17 protein-coding genes are annotated in these 15,420 nt (G+C 71.2%); 13 read left to right on the forward strand and 4 right to left on the reverse strand.

Annotated elements, in window-relative coordinates; translation table 11 throughout:
• The first annotated feature begins 13 nt into the window (after nucleotides 1-13).
• The 5 genes from BN6_RS07550 (at nucleotide 14) to BN6_RS07565 (ending at nucleotide 3,094) form a co-directional block, all read left to right on the forward strand.
• Entirely contained in the window at nucleotides 14-418 is a 405-nt protein-coding gene (locus BN6_RS07550; protein ID WP_015098973.1) for a DUF6542 domain-containing protein, read from the forward strand.
• Nucleotides 370-504: a hypothetical protein gene (locus BN6_RS49480; protein ID WP_269454325.1), complete on the forward strand. Its 135-nt coding sequence runs from the start codon at nucleotides 370-372 to the stop codon at nucleotides 502-504. The genes BN6_RS07550 and BN6_RS49480 overlap by 49 nt, the downstream gene beginning before the upstream one ends.
• Nucleotides 501-2,447 carry a glycosyltransferase gene (locus tag BN6_RS07555; RefSeq protein ID WP_015098975.1) on the forward strand — a complete coding sequence of 649 codons (1,947 nt, stop codon included), beginning with the start codon at nucleotides 501-503 and terminating at the stop codon, nucleotides 2,445-2,447. Before BN6_RS49480 ends, BN6_RS07555 begins: the two co-directional genes overlap by 4 nt.
• 82 nt (nucleotides 2,448-2,529) lie before the next feature.
• Nucleotides 2,530-2,760, forward strand: coding sequence for a ribbon-helix-helix domain-containing protein (locus BN6_RS07560; RefSeq protein WP_041312224.1), 231 nt, complete (start codon nucleotides 2,530-2,532; stop codon nucleotides 2,758-2,760).
• The gene (locus BN6_RS07565) at nucleotides 2,747-3,094 is read left to right on the forward strand and encodes a type II toxin-antitoxin system PemK/MazF family toxin (RefSeq protein WP_015098977.1); all 348 of its coding nucleotides are present in this window, start codon (nucleotides 2,747-2,749) and stop codon (nucleotides 3,092-3,094) included. Before BN6_RS07560 ends, BN6_RS07565 begins: the two co-directional genes overlap by 14 nt.
• An 85-nt stretch (nucleotides 3,095-3,179) precedes the next feature.
• Here the strand turns inward: BN6_RS07565 and BN6_RS07570 are convergent, their stop codons facing one another.
• Both BN6_RS07570 and BN6_RS07575 read right to left on the reverse strand, forming a co-directional pair.
• Nucleotides 3,180-3,371, reverse strand: a complete 192-nt coding sequence (locus tag BN6_RS07570) for a ferredoxin (protein WP_015098978.1) — start codon at nucleotides 3,369-3,371, stop codon at nucleotides 3,180-3,182.
• Nucleotides 3,371-4,567, reverse strand: a complete 1,197-nt coding sequence (locus tag BN6_RS07575; RefSeq protein ID WP_015098979.1) for a cytochrome P450 — start codon at nucleotides 4,565-4,567, stop codon at nucleotides 3,371-3,373. The genes BN6_RS07570 and BN6_RS07575 overlap by 1 nt, the downstream gene beginning before the upstream one ends.
• 234 nt (nucleotides 4,568-4,801) lie before the next feature.
• Between BN6_RS07575 and BN6_RS07580 the strand changes: the two genes are divergently transcribed.
• From BN6_RS07580 to BN6_RS07590, 3 genes are read left to right on the forward strand one after another with little or no spacing between them, the layout of a single operon-like run.
• A complete protein-coding gene (locus BN6_RS07580) occupies nucleotides 4,802-5,746 on the forward strand; it encodes an ABC transporter ATP-binding protein (RefSeq protein WP_085983586.1) in 945 nt (314 codons plus the stop codon).
• Complete coding sequence (locus BN6_RS07585; RefSeq protein WP_015098981.1) at nucleotides 5,743-6,597, forward strand: ABC transporter permease; 855 nt, start codon at nucleotides 5,743-5,745, stop codon at nucleotides 6,595-6,597. Before BN6_RS07580 ends, BN6_RS07585 begins: the two co-directional genes overlap by 4 nt.
• The gene (locus tag BN6_RS07590) at nucleotides 6,594-6,833 is read left to right on the forward strand and encodes a helix-turn-helix transcriptional regulator (protein ID WP_015098982.1); all 240 of its coding nucleotides are present in this window, start codon (nucleotides 6,594-6,596) and stop codon (nucleotides 6,831-6,833) included. Before BN6_RS07585 ends, BN6_RS07590 begins: the two co-directional genes overlap by 4 nt.
• A gap of 583 nt (nucleotides 6,834-7,416) precedes the next feature.
• On the opposite strand, the gene BN6_RS07595 is transcribed toward BN6_RS07590, so the two are convergent.
• Complete coding sequence (locus tag BN6_RS07595; RefSeq protein ID WP_015098983.1) at nucleotides 7,417-8,052, reverse strand: TetR/AcrR family transcriptional regulator; 636 nt, start codon at nucleotides 8,050-8,052, stop codon at nucleotides 7,417-7,419.
• A gap of 63 nt (nucleotides 8,053-8,115) precedes the next feature.
• Between BN6_RS07595 and BN6_RS07600 the strand changes: the two genes are divergently transcribed.
• The 5 genes from BN6_RS07600 to BN6_RS07620 all read left to right on the forward strand — a co-directional run bounded on the left by BN6_RS07600 (nucleotide 8,116) and on the right by BN6_RS07620 (nucleotide 13,387).
• Nucleotides 8,116-9,216 (forward strand): FAD-dependent monooxygenase, encoded by a 1,101-nt coding sequence (locus tag BN6_RS07600; RefSeq protein ID WP_015098984.1) that lies wholly within the window; start codon nucleotides 8,116-8,118, stop codon nucleotides 9,214-9,216.
• Between the two features lie 201 nt (nucleotides 9,217-9,417).
• Nucleotides 9,418-10,569, forward strand: coding sequence for a nitric oxide synthase oxygenase (locus tag BN6_RS07605; protein ID WP_051075468.1), 1,152 nt, complete (start codon nucleotides 9,418-9,420; stop codon nucleotides 10,567-10,569).
• A 42-nt stretch (nucleotides 10,570-10,611) separates the two neighbouring features.
• Nucleotides 10,612-11,760: an NAD(P) transhydrogenase subunit alpha gene (locus tag BN6_RS07610; protein WP_015098986.1), complete on the forward strand. Its 1,149-nt coding sequence runs from the start codon at nucleotides 10,612-10,614 to the stop codon at nucleotides 11,758-11,760.
• Entirely contained in the window at nucleotides 11,757-12,032 is a 276-nt protein-coding gene (locus tag BN6_RS07615) for an NAD(P) transhydrogenase subunit alpha (protein WP_041312230.1), read from the forward strand. The genes BN6_RS07610 and BN6_RS07615 overlap by 4 nt, the downstream gene beginning before the upstream one ends.
• Nucleotides 12,029-13,387: an NAD(P)(+) transhydrogenase (Re/Si-specific) subunit beta gene (locus BN6_RS07620; protein WP_015098988.1), complete on the forward strand. Its 1,359-nt coding sequence runs from the start codon at nucleotides 12,029-12,031 to the stop codon at nucleotides 13,385-13,387. The genes BN6_RS07615 and BN6_RS07620 overlap by 4 nt, the downstream gene beginning before the upstream one ends.
• Here the strand turns inward: BN6_RS07620 and BN6_RS07625 are convergent.
• Nucleotides 13,384-15,417, reverse strand: coding sequence for a diguanylate cyclase domain-containing protein (locus BN6_RS07625; RefSeq protein ID WP_015098989.1), 2,034 nt, complete (start codon nucleotides 15,415-15,417; stop codon nucleotides 13,384-13,386). The two genes, BN6_RS07620 and BN6_RS07625, sit on opposite strands and share 4 nt — an antisense overlap.
• Between the last annotated feature and the right edge of the window lie 3 nt (nucleotides 15,418-15,420).

Raw genomic sequence — 15,420 nt, forward strand, 5'->3', positions numbered from 1 at the left:
GCTGGGGGCTTGCGTGGTCGACCGAATCTCACACCTGCCGAGCCTGGCCGCCCTGGGGGTGTCCGCGGTGCTCGCCTCGGTGGGGTACTGGTTGGACGGTGGTCAGCCGGGCTGGCTGTTCGGTGGGTTCCTCGTGGCGGGCGCGGTGTTCGCGACCGCCGCGGTGCGACCCGTGGGGTTGTGGGCGGTGGTGCCCGCACCTCCGCTGCTGTGCGTGGGGCTGGTGGTCGGGGTGACCGCCGCCGGGGGGAAGTCGTTGCGCGAGCTGGTCGTCACCGCCGCGCCGCTGGTGATCCGCGGGTTTCCGCCGATGGCGGTCGCGGTCGGGGCGGGCGTGGCCGTCGCGGCGGTTCGACTGGGGGGAACGTGGTGGCAAAACAGGTCTTCGTCGACGAGACCGGTAGACGCCGGGGGCTGATGGCCGTCCTCGGCGTCGCGCTGGCGGTCGGGCTCTCGGGGTTCGCCGGGGTGATCGTGGCGACCGTGTTCGAGCACCTGCCGTGAGAGCGCACTGGGTCTCGTTGCTGGTCGGGTTGGCGTTGTTGTTGGGTGCGTTGGCGTTCCACGCCTACGCGACCGCGATCCCACCGAAGTCGGCACGGCCGGCGGCGGTCGCGGAGCCGGTGCCGGCGGGCGTGGCGGCGCTGGTGTTCCACGGTGGGCCGGACGCGCGGTACACGCCCCGGCTGCTCGACCGGTTGGCGCAGCGGCGGGTCCGGGCGACGTTCTTCGTGGTCGGCGCGGCGGTCAACGCGCACCCGGAGCTGGTGCGGCGGATGGTCGACGAAGGCCACGAGGTCGGCGTCGGCACGTTCCGCGCCGGGCCGGACGGGGCGCTGGACCCGGCGTTCGCGCGGGCCGCGCTGGCGGCGGCGACCGGAGTCCACACTGGACTGTCAGAACCGGATCCGGACACGCTGGACCTGACCGTGCGCGACCCGCCGGCGATCGTGGCGGGCACCGACGTGCGCCAGGTCGTGCGACTGCACGTGAACAGCAGCGCACCGGACGTGGTGGACCTGCTGCTCCACCGACTGCCGGGACATCGGTTCGTGTCGTTGTCGGAGGCGCGTGCCGGCTCGGGCGAGCGTGCTGTGGCCGGCGAGCGTTCTGTAGCCGGTGTGGGTGGGGAGGGTGCGGGTGCGGAAGGTGCCGGTGCGGAAGGTGGGGGTGGCGGGAGCGCGGGCATAGGCGTGCGGATGACCGGGCACGCGTTGGCGTTCGCGCAGTGGCACGGCGGTGCGATCGTGGTCGTGCTGGGGGTGGTGAGCGGGATCGTGGCGGTGCTGGCGCTGTTGCGGACCGTGATGCAGTTGGGGTTGGCGCACACCTCGCGGCGGCTGCGGCGCGTCGACGCGGTGCTGGGCCAGGACGTGGGGCCGGACTACGCGCCGGACGTGTCGGTGGTGGTGCCCGCCTACAACGAGTCGGCGAACATCGTGGCCGCGGTGCGGTCGATCGTGTCGTCCTCGCACTCCGGTGACGTCGAGGTCGTCGTGGTGGACGACGGGTCGGACGACGGCACGGGCGACCTGGTCGAGGCGCTGGGGCTGCCGGCGGTGCGGGTGCACCGGCAGGAGAACGCGGGCAAGCCGGCGGCGTTGAACGCGGGGATCGCGTTGGCCCGGCACGAGGTGCTGGTGCTGGTCGACGGTGACACGGTGTTCGACGCGGACACGGTGACGAAGGTGGTGCGGCCGCTGGGGGCCGACCGGGTCGGCGCGGTCTCCGGCAACGTCAAGGTCGCCAACCGGCGCGGGGTGTTCGGGCGGTGGCAGCACCTGGAGTACTGCGCCGGGTCGAACCTCGACCGGCAGATCCTCAACGCCCTGGGCTGCCTGCCGACCATCCCGGGCGCGATCGGGGCGTTCCGGCGCGAGGCGCTCGACGAGGTCGGCGGCATCAGCGCGGACACGCTGGCCGAGGACACCGACGTGACCATGGCGATCACCCGGGCCGGGTGGAAGGTCGTGTACGAGCCGGGCGCGCGGGCGTGGACCGAGGTGCCCACCGGGGTGCGCGGGCTGTACAAGCAGCGTTACCGGTGGTCGTACGGGACGTTCCAGTCGATGTGGAAGCACCGGGCGGCACGTGGCCGCATGGGGCGGCTGGGGTTGGCGTACCTGTTGGTGTTCCACGTCGTGCTGCCGTTGCTCGCACCGGCGTTGGACGTGTTCGTGCTGTACGGGGCGTTCATCGCGGACGCGCCGTGGGCGTTGGTGGTGTGGGCGGTCTTCCTGGCGATGCAGACGTTGAGCGCGGGGTACGCGTTGCGACTGGACGGGGAGTCGCTCAAGCCGCTCTGGACGTTTCCACTGCAACAGCTGGCGTATCGGCAGTTGACGTACCTGGTGGTGGTGAAGTCGCTGGTCGCGGCGTTGCACGGGACGCCTGTGCGGTGGCAGTCGTCGGGACGGGCGGGGCTGGCGGTGGAGCCTGTCGGGTAGCGGGAGGCTGGGCGTCCGGGGGCATTGGGGTGGAGAACGGAGGGGTGGGCGTGGTGGTAGTACCGGAGGTAGCATCGGGGGTGTGAAAATCAGTGTGAGTCTGCCGGAGGAAGACGTAGAGTTTGTTGATCGCTACCTTCTGCAACATCGCAGTGCCTCACGGTCGTCGGTGATCCACCAGGCGATCGCGTTGTTGCGGGAGTCCGGGTTGGAGAACGCCTACGCGAACGCGTGGGACGAGTGGGAAGCCGACGGTGAATCCGAGATGTGGGACGTGACTGCGCCAGACGGTGTTGTCGATGCGTCGAGGTGACATCTACTGGGTCGATCTGGAGCCGTCCGTCGGTGCGGAGGCGAACAAGATCAGACCGGCCGTCGTCGTCAGCAACGACGCGGCGAACCGGGCCGCCGGGCGGGGCGGGCGGGGTGTCGTGACCATCGTGCCGATCACCTCGAACACCGCTCGGGTGTACCCGTTCCAGGTCCTGCTGCCGGCCGCGGAGTGCGGGCTGGGCGCGGACTCGAAGGCGCAGGCCGAGCAGGTGCGGACGATCGCGGCGGCGCGGTTGCGCGCCCGGATCGGGGAGCTGCCGCCCGCGGTGCTCAAGAAGCTCGAAGAGGCGTTGCGGGTGCACCTCGCGCTGTGATCGCGTGGTGGACGAGCGCGGTGGTGTGTGCGGAAGAGCGTGGTGGAGAAAGAGGAGCGGCCGCCGGAAGCCGGCGGCCGCTTGGTCACTCGATCACGGTGATGGCCCCCGCCGGGCACAGGTGCGCGGCTTCGCGGGCTTCCTGTTCGTGACCCGCGGCGGTCGGGTCGAGCAGCACGACGGTGCCGTCCTCCTCGTCCTGGTCGAACACCTCGGGGTCGGTCAGCGCGCACATGCCCGAAGCGGCACAGCGGTCCGGGTCGACTTCGATCCTCATCAGAACTCCACGGGCAGGCGGTGCACGCCGTAGATCCCCATGTCCTTGCGCATCGGCACCTCCGAGGCCGGTATCGCGAGCCGCAGGTCCGGGAACTCGCGGATCAACGCGGCGAACCCCACCCGCATCTCGATCCGCGCGAGCTGTTGGCCGAGGCACTGGTGCACCCCGTGGCCGAAGGCTACGTGGCCCGAGGCCGACCGCCGGACGTCGAGCCGGTCCGGGTTCGGGAACCGGTTCGGGTCGCGGTTGGCGGCCGGGACGGACAGCGTGACGTTGTCGCCCGCCTTGATCCGCACGCCGTGGAGTTCGAGGTCTTCGAGCGCCACCCGCACCGGGCCGATCTGGATGATCGACAGGTAGCGCAGCAGCTCCTCGACGGCGTTGTCGACCAGTGCCGGGTCGGCGCGCAGCGCCGCCAGCTGGTCGGGGTTCTCCAGCAGGGCGAGCGTGCCGATGCCGAGCATGTTCGCGGTCGTCTCGTGGCCGGCGATCAGCAGGAGGAGCCCCATGTTGGTGACTTCCTCGTCGGTCAGCTCGCCGGTCTCGATCAGCCCGCTCAGCATGTCGTCGCCGGGCTCGTCCCGCTTGCGCGCGACCAGGTCCGCGACGTAGTGCTCGATCCGCTCGAACGCGGCCATGATCTCGGTGAAGTCGTTGTCCAGGCTGAACCCCGTCCTCGTGTCGCGCTGGAACTGCTCGCGTTCGTCGTAGGGCACGCCGAGCAGCTCGCAGATCACCATGGACGGCACGGGCAGCGCGAAGGCCTCGACCAGGTCGACGCCGGGGCCCTGCGCCCGCATCGAGGCCAGGTGGTCGGCCACGATCTGCTCGATCCGCGGCACCAGCTGGTTCATCCGGCGCACGGTGAACTGGCCGGTGAGCAGCTTGCGGTACCGCGAGTGCTCGGTGCCGTCCATGTTGATGAACATGCCGGGCTTGGCCGGCGGCCCCGCCGGCACGGGCTTGCCGCCGGCCCGGACCGGCGAGTGCTGGATCTCGGCCCGGTTGCTGAACCGGCGGTCGGCCAGCACCGCGCGGGCGAGTTCGTGGCTGGTGACCAGCCATCCCTCGTGCCCGTCCGGGTAGTGCAGCCGGGTGATCGGCTCGGTCGTGCGCAGTTCCCCCAGTCGTGGCGATGGGTCGAGCGGTGAGCTGCGTTCTACGGGCAGCTCGGGGTGCAGTGTTTCGGTCATCTCGCACACCTCCCAGTGCGTTCGGGGACCTGCTTTGCAAGCTACAGAAGATTCACGAAGTCGTGAAGTAAATAAGGCGTAAGGGTGGAGCCGAGCAACGAGCTAGTACGAGTGATAGCAGGTGTGCTACACATTGTGCGAGGAGTCGGATGGGTCCGCAGGGGATCGGACGGGGGATCCGGCGGTGTGAGGAAGTGGGGGTGTGTCTTGGTCATCGAGGTGCGCGATCTGCGGATGCGTTACGGCACCGCGGACGTGCTGCACGGGGTGGACTTCACCGCCGCGAGGGGTGAGGTGGTCGCCCTGCTGGGGCCCAACGGGGCCGGCAAGACGACCACGATCGAGATCCTGGAGGGGTTCCGGCTGCGGTCGGCGGGGCACGTCCGCGTGCTCGGCGTCGATCCGGCGAAGGGTGACGAGGCGTGGCGGGCCAAGCTGGGGGTCGTCCTCCAGTCGTGGCGCGACCACGCGCGGTGGAAGGTGCGCGACCTGCTCGACCACCTGGGGCGGTACTACGCGCCGTACAGCACGCCGGACCGGAGGCGGCCGTTCGACACGGACGAGCTGATCAAGACGGTGGGCCTGGAAGAACACGCGCACAAGAAGGCGGCGAAGCTGTCGGGCGGTCAGCGGCGGCGGCTGGACGTGGCGATCGGCATCGTGGGCAAGCCGGAACTGCTGTTCCTGGACGAGCCGACGGCCGGGTTCGACCCGCACGCGCGGCGGGAGTTCCACGACCTGGTGCACCGGCTGTCCGACCTGGAGGGCATGACGATCCTGCTCACCACGCACGACCTGGCCGAGGCGGAGAAGCTGGCCGACCGGATCCTGGTGCTGGCCGGCGGGCGGATCATCGCCGACGGCAGCCCGGACCAGCTCAGCCGGCAGGCCGCGGGCCAGACCGAGGTGCGCTGGACCCGGGACGGGCAGCGGCACGTCCACCCGACCGAGGACGCCACCGGGTTCGTGCGGGAGCTGTTCGCGCAGTACAGCACCGGGATCTCGGACCTGGAGGTGCGGCGCAGCACGTTGGAGGACACGTACCTGACGTTGGTGCAGCGCTTCGAAAGCGGCGTCGAGGTCGGTGTCGGCGGCGGCGGCGGCGTTGGGGGAGTCGGGGGCGAAGGCGGCGTTCGGGGCGTTGGTCAGGGTGGAGAAAAAGAGGTGGCGGCGCAGTGAACGCGACGATGTACGCGGTCCGGCTGGGGCTCAGTCGCGGGTGGTTCGAGTTCCGGCACACGCTGGCCAGTTCCGACCAGTTCTTCAACGTGTTCACCGCGACCGGGTTCCTGGCCGTGCTGTGGTTCCAGCGTGATTCGCCGGTGGAGGGCATGTCGCTGTCGCTGGCGTCGATGACGTTGCCCAGCATGCTGGGGATGATGGTCGCGTTCGGCGGGCTGGTCGGGCCGGCGGGCGCGCTGTCGATGAACCGGGAGGACGGCACGCTGCTGCGCGCCAAGGCGATCCCGAACGGGATGACCGGCTACCTGGTCGGGCGGGTCGTGCAGACCTCGCTGGACGCGTTGTTCAGCCTGACCGTGGTGATGCTGCCCGGCGCGCTGCTGATCGGCGGGCTGTCCGGGGTCGGGTTCGACGAGTTCCTCTACCTGCTGCTGGTGCTCGTGGTCGGGATGCTGGCCACGCTCCCGTGGGGCGCGGTGGCCGGGTCGCTGGCGAAGAGCCCGCAGGGCGCCATGGGGTTCACCATGCTGCCGATGATGGCGATCATCTCGATCTCGGGGATCTTCTACCCGATCTCGGCGATGCCCGGCTGGCTCCAGGGTGTGGCCCAGGTGTTCCCGGTCTACTGGCTGGGGTTGGGCACGCGGTCGGCGATGCTGCCCGACGCGGCGGTCGTCATGGAGATCGGCGGGTCGTGGCGCTCGCTGGAGATGTTCGGCGTGCTGGGGGTGTGGGCGGTGGTCGGGTTCCTGCTCGCGCCTACGATTCTGCGTCGGATGGCCCGGAGGGAGTCCGGGGCGGACATGGAGCAGCGGCGGCACGCCGCGCTCCAGAGGGGCGTGGGGTGAGCGAGACAGTCTTCAACCGGATCGCGATGCTGCGTGCGGAGCGCGGGGTGTCGCGGCGGCAGCTGTCCGAGGCTTTGGGGATCCACTACCAGACCGTGGGGTACCTGGAACGCGGCGAGTACAGCCCCAGCCTCTACCTCGCGCTGCGGATAGCGCAGTACTTCGAGGTGTCGGTGGAGGTCGTCTTCTCCACCGATCCGTTTCCGCGGTTGGGCAGTTCGTCGCAGTCCGCTTGAGCTGGTTTGCGGTGTGGGTAGGGCTTGGCTTCGGCGACGTGGGAGCGGGAGCGGAGTGGGAATAGAGCGGGAATAGAGCGGGAGTGGGGCGGGAGGAAAGCAAGAGCAAGAGCGACGCTCGCCGCTGGGCAGGCCGCCGGGGGAGAAGGGCGGCCGCCGTGTTCACCCCGCATGGCCTGGTCTGAAGACAACCACCCTTGGTCAGGGAGGGCAAGCGAAAAGCGTGCTTGCCCTCCCTGACCAAGCGCGGTTCGCTGCGCGCAGGCCATACGGGGAGAACACTCTGGAGGCGGGGCTCTACAGGTTGTTGCGCGTCAGTGGGGTGCTTCTTCGATTACGTCGGCGGCTTGCTGTGTGCCGTCGACGTGGGCGATTTCGTGTTTGACGCTGGTTGGGGTGGCTGCTGTTCTAGAACTGGATCGCCCGCATGCCCCATTATTCGGCGAGGATCCTCGCCGAACAATGGGGCGATGTCGTAGACGACTACGTCCGGGTGGTCGGTGGCGTAGGCGGTGTTGCAGGAGAGGCAGCAGGTCGGGGCCGTCTCGGTCGACCAGTTCCGTCACGACGGGGAGCGTTGGGGTTACGTGGCCGTGGTGGGGGCGCGTGGGGTGGTAGGGGCGGGTGGGGTGGTGGGGGGTTGGAAGACGGCTTGTAGGGCTGCGCGTACGGCGTGGGTCAGGTCTTCTTGGCTTTCGGGGGTGCCGGGAGGTGGGGCGTGCAGGGCTCCTGCGCCCACCAGGCGGTCGAAGAGGAGGCCGTCCAGGTAGGCGACCAGGGCTCTGCCCTTGCGGTCGGGGTCGGGGATGCCCGCGCGTTCCAGGAGTTGCCTGGCTCGGCTTCTCGCCTCTGTGCCGTGGTTGAGGATGCTGCGGAGTTCCGGGTGGTGGGTGGCTTCCAGCATGCACGCGTAGCGGGCCAGGGTTCGGTTCCTCGCCGTTGTCATCCAGTGGTCCAGGACGGCGGCCATGGCGGGGGCGAGCAGGGCCGGGTCCGGGGTGCCGGGCAGGTCGGCTGTGGCGGCTTCTTCGAGGTCCAAGGCGGCGAGTCGGGCTACCACGGCCTCGATCAGGGCCTTTCTGGTGCGGTAGTAGGCGGACGTGGACCCCGGGGGGAGGCCGGCCTCCGCGTCCACTGCGCGGTGGGTGAGTCCCCGCATTCCTCTCGTGGCCACCAGGTCGATGGCGGTGTCGGCGATGAGGGTCACGCGGTCGGTCATGTCCAGCCTCCTTCTACACCTGTAGAGTAAGGCACCTCTACAGGTGTAGAAGGAGTGGGTGTCGTGGCGGTTCGGCGGGCTGTGGTGGTGGGGGGCGGGCTTGGCGGGCTCGCTGCGGCTGTGGGGTTGCGGCGGATCGGGTGGGACGTGGTGGTGCTGGAACGGGCCGCCGGGTTCGGGGAGGTGGGGGCGGGGGTCGGGGTCATGCCCAACGCGTTGCGGGCCTTGTCGGTGCTGGGGGTGGCGGACGAGGTCCGGCGGGTGGGGACGCCTCGGGTGGCGGCTCGGGTGCTCGACCCCCGGGGGCGGGCGTTGGTGCGGGTGGCGGGGGCCGGGCGGGTGGTGGCGGTGCACCGGGCCGATCTGCACGGGGTGTTGCGTGCCGCGTTGCCGGCGTCGTGTCTGGTCAACTCGGTCGACGTGTCCTCCGTCGAATCCCTCGACGGTGACCTCGTGGTGGTTGCGGACGGTGTTCGGAGTCGACTTCGGGAAGCGCTCTTCCCGGGTGTCACCGGACCGGTCTACGGCGGGGTCACGGCGTGGCGGAGCGTGACCGAGGCGCGCTTCCCGGCGGACCTGGCGATCTCCCAGACCGTGGGGGACGGGGTGGAGTTCGGGGTCTTGCCGCTGGGGGACGGGCGGGTGTGCTGGTACGCGGCTACGGAGGCCCCGGAGGGGGTGGTGTCGTCGGACGAGTTGGGTGTCGTGCGTGGGCTTGTGGGGCGGTGGCACGCACCGATTCCCTCGGTGTTGGACTCGACGGGGGTCGTGTTGCGGCACGACATCTACGAGTTGGGGGCGCCGTTGCCGTCATACGTGTCCGGGCGGGCGGTGTTGCTCGGGGACGCCGCGCACGCGATGACGCCCTACCTGGGGCAGGGCGCCTGCATGGCGTTCGAGGACGCGGTGGTGCTGGCTGCGGCTTGTGATCGGTTCCCGTCGGTCGAGCAAGCGCTTGCGGCTTACGATCGGGTGCGTCGGCCGCGTACTCAGGCGGTCGCGCGGGCGTCCCGGGTGGCGGGGCGGATGGGATTCCGATTGCGCAATCCGTTGGCGGTCGCGGCGCGGGATCTCGCCCTGCGCGCGATGCCCTCGTGGGCGGTCGTGAAGGGGGCCGAGCGGTTCACCGCGTGGCGGCCACCGGTGGAGTCACTCGATCGGTGAAAAATGAACAGTGACGTAAATCACGGATCACTACCGTGATTCGGGCGGGTAACGATCCAATATCACTCGTTTTCGCTGGATTCGTCACCCTTTCGCCCGATCAAGCACTCACCGTGTGGAGTCGGTCGCGGGGTGTGCCGGGCTTCGGGTGCCCGTCCCGGCGGTGCCGTTTCCCCGGTGGGCCAACTACGGTGTCCCGCCATGGCCCCCGTCCCCGCCTGTCCGACTGAAGCCATCCCCCTTCGCACCGGCACCGTCGACCTCGCGGAGGCCGACGAGTTCCTCCACCTCCACCACTCCGAGAACCCCGAGGTCGGGCCCGTCGAGCACCGGTTGGCCGAGGTGCACGGCGAGGTCGCCGCGACCGGCACCTACCGGCACACGCCGGCCGAGCTGGCGTTCGGCGCGCGGGTCGCGTGGCGCAACAGCGCGCGCTGCATCGGGCGTCTCTACTGGCGCAGCCTCAAGGTCCGGGACCTGCGGGACCTGCGCGATCCCAAGGAAGTCGCCGACGAGTGCGTCGAACACCTCAAGCTCGCCACGAACGACGGGAAGGTGCGTCCCGTCATCACCGTGTTCGCCCCCGACGAACCCGGTCAGCCCGGTCCGCGCATCCGCAACGAGCAGCTCGTCCGCTACGCCGGCTACCGGGGCCGCGACGGCGGGGTGCTCGGCGACCGCCGCAACGCCGAGCTGACCGATCACGCCCTGGCCCGGGGGTGGCGGCCGCCGGTCGAGCGGGGGCCGTTCGACCTGCTGCCGCTGATCGTGGAGCGCGAGGACGCCGACCCCGCGATGGTGGAACTGCCCCGCGACGCCGTGCTGGAAGTCCCGATGAGCCACCCCGAACTGCCGTGGCTGGCCGGTCTCGGGCTCAAGTGGCACGCGGTGCCCGCGATCAGCAACATGCGGCTGCGGATCGGCGGGATCGACTACCCGGCCGCGCCGTTCAACGGCTGGTACATGGGCACCGAGATCGGGGCCCGCAACTTCGCCGACGTCGACCGCTACGACCTGCTGCCCTACCTCGGCCGCCGGATGGGGCTGGACACCTCCCGCGTGCAGACCCTGTGGCAGGACCGGGTGCTGGTGGAGCTCAACCGGGCGGTGCTGCACTCGTTCGCCGAGGCCGGGGTCACCATCACCGACCACCACACCGAGTCCGACCGGTTCCTCACCCACCTGCAGAAGGAGGAGGCGGCCGGACGGTCCTGCCCGGCGGACTGGACGTGGATCGTGCCGCCGATGTCCGGGGGCATCACCAGCGTGTTCCACCGCTACTACGACAAGCGGGAGCTGGTGCCGAACTTCTTCGCCGGCGACACCGAGGGCGTGTGCCCGGTGATCCACTGACCGTGCGCAGTACGTCCGTACGGTCAACGTCAACGGCGTGGTGTGGTGTGGATCACCTTTGATCGACTACCGTGCGTTCTTGTGAAAGTGGGCATTCCCGCGGAATCGCGGCCCGCTGAGCGCCGCGTGGCCGGGCTACCGGAAACGGTGACCTCGCTGATCGGCGCCGGTCTCGCGGTCGACGTGCAGTCCGGGGCGGGCCTCCACGCCCACGCCTCGGACGCCGCCTACCGCACGGCCGGAGCGGAGATCATCCCCGACCACCCCGCCGGCAGCACCGAGGTCGTCCTGACCGTGCAGCCGCTGGACCTGGACCAGGCCCGGCTGCTGCGCGAGGGCGACATCACCGTCGGCTTCCTCCAACCAGCGACCGAACTCGACCTCGTCCGCGTCCTCGCGGAGCGCAAGGTCACCGCCTTCAGCCTCGACCTGCTGCCCCGGGTGACCCGCGCGCAGAGCGCGGACGCCCTGTCGTCGCAGGCCCTCGTCTCCGGGTACCGGGCCGTCCTGCTCGCGGCCCGGCACCTGCCGCGCTTCCTGCCCATGTTCACCACCGCCGCGGGCACCGTGCCCCCGGCCAAGGTGCTGGTCCTGGGCGCCGGGGTGGCCGGTCTCCAGGCGATCGCCACGGCCCGCCGGCTCGGTGCCGTGGTGGAGGCCTACGACGTCCGCAAGGCCGCCGCCGAGGAGGTCCGCAGCCTGGGCGCCAAGTTCCTCGAACTCGACCTGGAGTCCCAGGACGGCGTGTACGCCGCCGTGCAGTCCGAGGCGTTCCTGGAGCGCCAGCGCGCACTGATCGCCGAACGGGTCGCCGCCAGCGACATCGTCATCTCCACGGCCGCCGTGCCGGGCCGCAAAGCCCCCGTCCTGGTCACCACCGACATGCTCAAGGCCATGCCGCCCGGCTCGGTCGTGGTCGACCTGGCCGCCGAGTCCGGCGGCAACGTCGTCGGGTCCGCGCCCGGCGAGGACGTCTGGGTGGGCGAGGTGCTCGTCCACGGCGCGCGCAACCTGCCCAGCGGGATGCCCGTGCACGCCAGCCGGCTCTACGCCAAGAACGTCGCCAACCTGCTCGCGCTGATGACCGCCGACGGCCGGGTCGAACCCGACCTGACCGACGAGGTGCTGTCCGGGGCGTGCCTCACCCACGCGGGTGTCGTGCGCCACGCGCCCACCAGGGAGCTGCTGTGATCGAGCTGCTGACGATCTTCGTGCTGGCCGTGTTCGTGGGCTTCGAGGTGGTCTCGAAGGTCTCGACGATCCTGCACACCCCGCTGATGTCCGGCGCGAACGCCATCCACGGCGTCATCCTGGTCGGCGCGATCCTGATCACCGGCCAGGCCCACGACGCCCTCACCCTCGTCCTCGGTCTCCTCGCGGTGTTCCTGGCCACGGTCAACGTGGTCGGCGGCTTCGTGGTGACCGACCGGATGCTGGAGATGTTCAAGGGGCACAAGCGATGACGTGGGTCCAGCTCGCCTACCTGGCCGCCGCGCTGTGCTTCATCCTGGCGCTCAAGGGCCTCAGCACGCCCCGGCACGCCCGCCTGGGCAACCTGGTCGGCGCGGCGGGCATGGCGCTCGCCGTGGTCACCGCGTTCGTCACCGTCGAGGCCAACTCGGTGCTGATCCTCGTCGCCGTGGCGCTCGGCACGGTGGTCGGCGTCCCGGCCGCGCGGCAGGTCAAGATGACCGCCATCCCGCAGATGGTGGCCCTGTTCAACGGGGTCGGCGGCGCGGCGGCGGCGATCGTGGCGCTGGCCGAGTTCCTGGAGAGCGGCGACGCGGGCGCGCTGTTCATGGTCGCGACGGTGCTCACCGTGCTGATCGGGTCGGTGAGCTTCTCCGGCAGCGTGGTCACCTTCCTCAAGCTCCAGGAGGTCATGACCACCCGGCCGGTGCTGCTGCCGGCCGGGCAGTGGATCGGCATCGGCGTGGCCGGGCTGAGCGCGGCGCTGGCGCTGGCCACCCTGGTCACCGGGTCGACGTCGCTGCTGGTGCTGCTGGCGGTGGCCGGGTTGGCGCTGGGCGTGCTGTTCGTGCTGCCGGTCGGCGGCGCGGACGTGCCGATCGCCATCTCGCTGCTCAACGCGTTCACCGGGCTCGCGGTCGCCGCGTCCGGCTACGTGCTGGGCAACACGCTGCTGATCGTCGCGGGCACCCTGGTCGGCGCGTCCGGCACGATCCTGACCCGGCTGATGGCGCAGGCGATGGGCCGTTCGCTGGCCAACATCCTGTTCGGCGCGTTCAAGGCGGTGCCGCAGGCGGCGGTGTCCGGCGAGCAGCGGACCGTGCGCTCCGGCACGGTCGAGGACGTCGCGATCCTGCTGGGCTACGCGCACTCCGTGCTCGTCGTGCCCGGCTACGGGCTGGCCGTCGCCCAGGCCCAGCACGCGGCGCGTGAACTGGCCCAGCTGCTGGAGTCGCGCGGCATCAGCGTCGACTACGGCATCCACCCGGTGGCGGGCCGGATGCCCGGCCACATGAACGTGCTGCTGGCCGAGGCCGACGTGCCCTACGAGCACCTCAAGGAGCTCGACGACGTCAACCCGGGCATCGGCAGCGTCGACGTGGTGCTCGTGGTCGGGGCGAACGACGTGGTCAACCCCGGCGCGCGGGACGAGCCCACCAGCCCCATCTACGGGATGCCGATCTTCGACGTCGACCGGGCCAAGGCCGTGGTGTTCATGAAGCGCTCGATGCGGCCCGGGTTCGCGGGCGTCGACAACAGCCTGCTCTACAACCCGAAGACGACCATGCTGTTCGGCGACGCCAAGGACTCGCTGACCAAGCTGCTGGCCGCGGTCAAGCAGGTCTAGAGCTCCCAGCCGGGGACGGCGGGTCCGGTGAACGCGCCGAACGCGCCGTCCACGCCCACCCCGCGCCACCACCGGGCCAGCTCCGGGGTCGGCACGTCCGGCACGAACACCGCGATCCCGGACTCCCGGATCGTCCGCACCATCGCGCCGATCGCCCGGTGCGGCAACGACTCCCGCTGCCCGGCCAGCCGGCGCACCGCGGACGGCGCGAGCAGCAGCGCGTCCGCGGCCAGTTCCCCGAGCAGCGACAGCTCGGCCTGGCCGCCGTTGAAGCCGGCCAACCCGACCGCGATCCCGTTGTCCCGCAACACCTGCGCGTTGTCGCCGTCCTGCGCGAGCATCGACCGGGTGTCCAGGAACAGCCGCAGCCCGGTGCCGGGTAAGCCGGTCCGGTCCAGGATCCGCTTCACCGTGCCGACCAGGTCCTCGTCCCGGGACTGCATCGGCGACAGCTCGACGTGCAGGGTCCCGGCCGACCAGCCCGCCGCCGCCTCGGCCGCCTCGCCCAGCGCCCACTGGCCCAGCGCCTGCGACAGGCCGTTGGCCTCGGCCAGGTCCACGCACGCCTCGTGCTCCAGCTCCGCCCACCGCAGCCGCGCCACGTGCCCGACCGGCGCGTCGGACTCCAGGTCCACCACCGGCCGGTACTCGACCTCCAGCTCGCCGTCGGCCAGCGCGCCCGGCATCCGGGCGGCCCGCGCCAGCCAGGCCCGCGCCCGGGTGTCCTCGTGCCGGTCGTAGGGCAGCCACTGGCGCTTGCCGCGCGCCTGGGCCCGGTGCAGGGTCGCGTTCGCGGCCCGCAGCAGCTCGTCGACACCCCAGTCCGCGGTCGGCCGGTCGACCACGCCGATGCTCGCCGACACCGCCGTGCCGCCGGTCATCGGCTCGGCCAGCGCGGCGGTGATCCGCTCGACCATGGCCGGCACCGTCGGCGTGCCCGGCCGGTTGGCCACGACCAGCGCGAACTCGTCCCCGCCGACCCGGGCGACCAGCGCGTCCTCCCGCGCCACCACGGCTTCCAGCCGCCGGCCGACCTCGCGCAGCACCCGGTCGCCGAGCGGGTGGCCCACGCCGTTGTTCACCACCGAGAACGCGTCGAGGTCCAGGTGGTAGAGCGTCACCCCGCCCGGCGACGCGCCGTGCATCGCCTCCAACCGGGTCGCGAAGTGCTGCCGGTTCGACAGGCCGGTCAACGCGTCGTGCAGGAGCTGGTGGTCCAGGTTCTTCTGCAACAGGTGCAGCTCGGTGACGTCCTCGGCCATCGTCACGTGGAACGCGGGCCGGCCGTCGGCGTCGCGCAGCAGCGACACGGCCAGCCGCACCCACACCGGTTCGCCGTCCGCGCGGACCAGCCGGCGCTGCTCGCGGAACCGGTCCACCCGGCCCGCGCCCGCCGCCCGGTACATCGCGGCCAGCGCGTCGGCGTCGGCCGGGTGGAACAGGCCCAGCAGCCGACGTCCGCCCAGCTCGGCGTGCGGCACGCCGACCATCTCGCCCAGCGCCTCGTTCGCCTCCACGCACACGCCCGTCAAGTCGGTGATCACGATGCCGAACGCCGACGTGGCGAACACCTCGTGGAACCGCGCCTCGCTGACCGCGAGCACGCGCTCCGCCCGCCGCTTCGCGGTCAGCAGCGCCCGCTTGACCTCCTCCTGCTGGTCGAAGGCGGCCAGCCGCATCGCGCCGGCGAAGCCCGCGCTGATGCCGCCCAGGACGGCCACGACCTTCTCCGCGAGCCGCGGCACGCCGCGCAACTCCGGTGCGAACAGCAGCGCCCGGCCCAGCACGTCGACCGTGCGCCGGAGCGTGTCCTGGCCGGTGAAGTGGCCGCGCACCAGCCGCCCGCCGACCTCGGCGACGGCGTCCACCGCGAACGGCTCCGCCTGCACCGCGTCCGCGATCACGTCCACGAGGTCGAGCAGGAACAGCTCGATCTCGGCCGGGGACAGCGGCACGTACGCCGTCGGGTAGACCGCCCGCATCCACTCGCGGGCGATTTCCCGCCGCCGCGGCCTAACGGGCGGCGTCACGGC

Source organism: Saccharothrix espanaensis DSM 44229 (assembly GCF_000328705.1).
In the GTDB taxonomy this organism is placed as follows: Bacteria; Actinomycetota; Actinomycetes; order Mycobacteriales; family Pseudonocardiaceae; genus Actinosynnema; species Actinosynnema espanaense.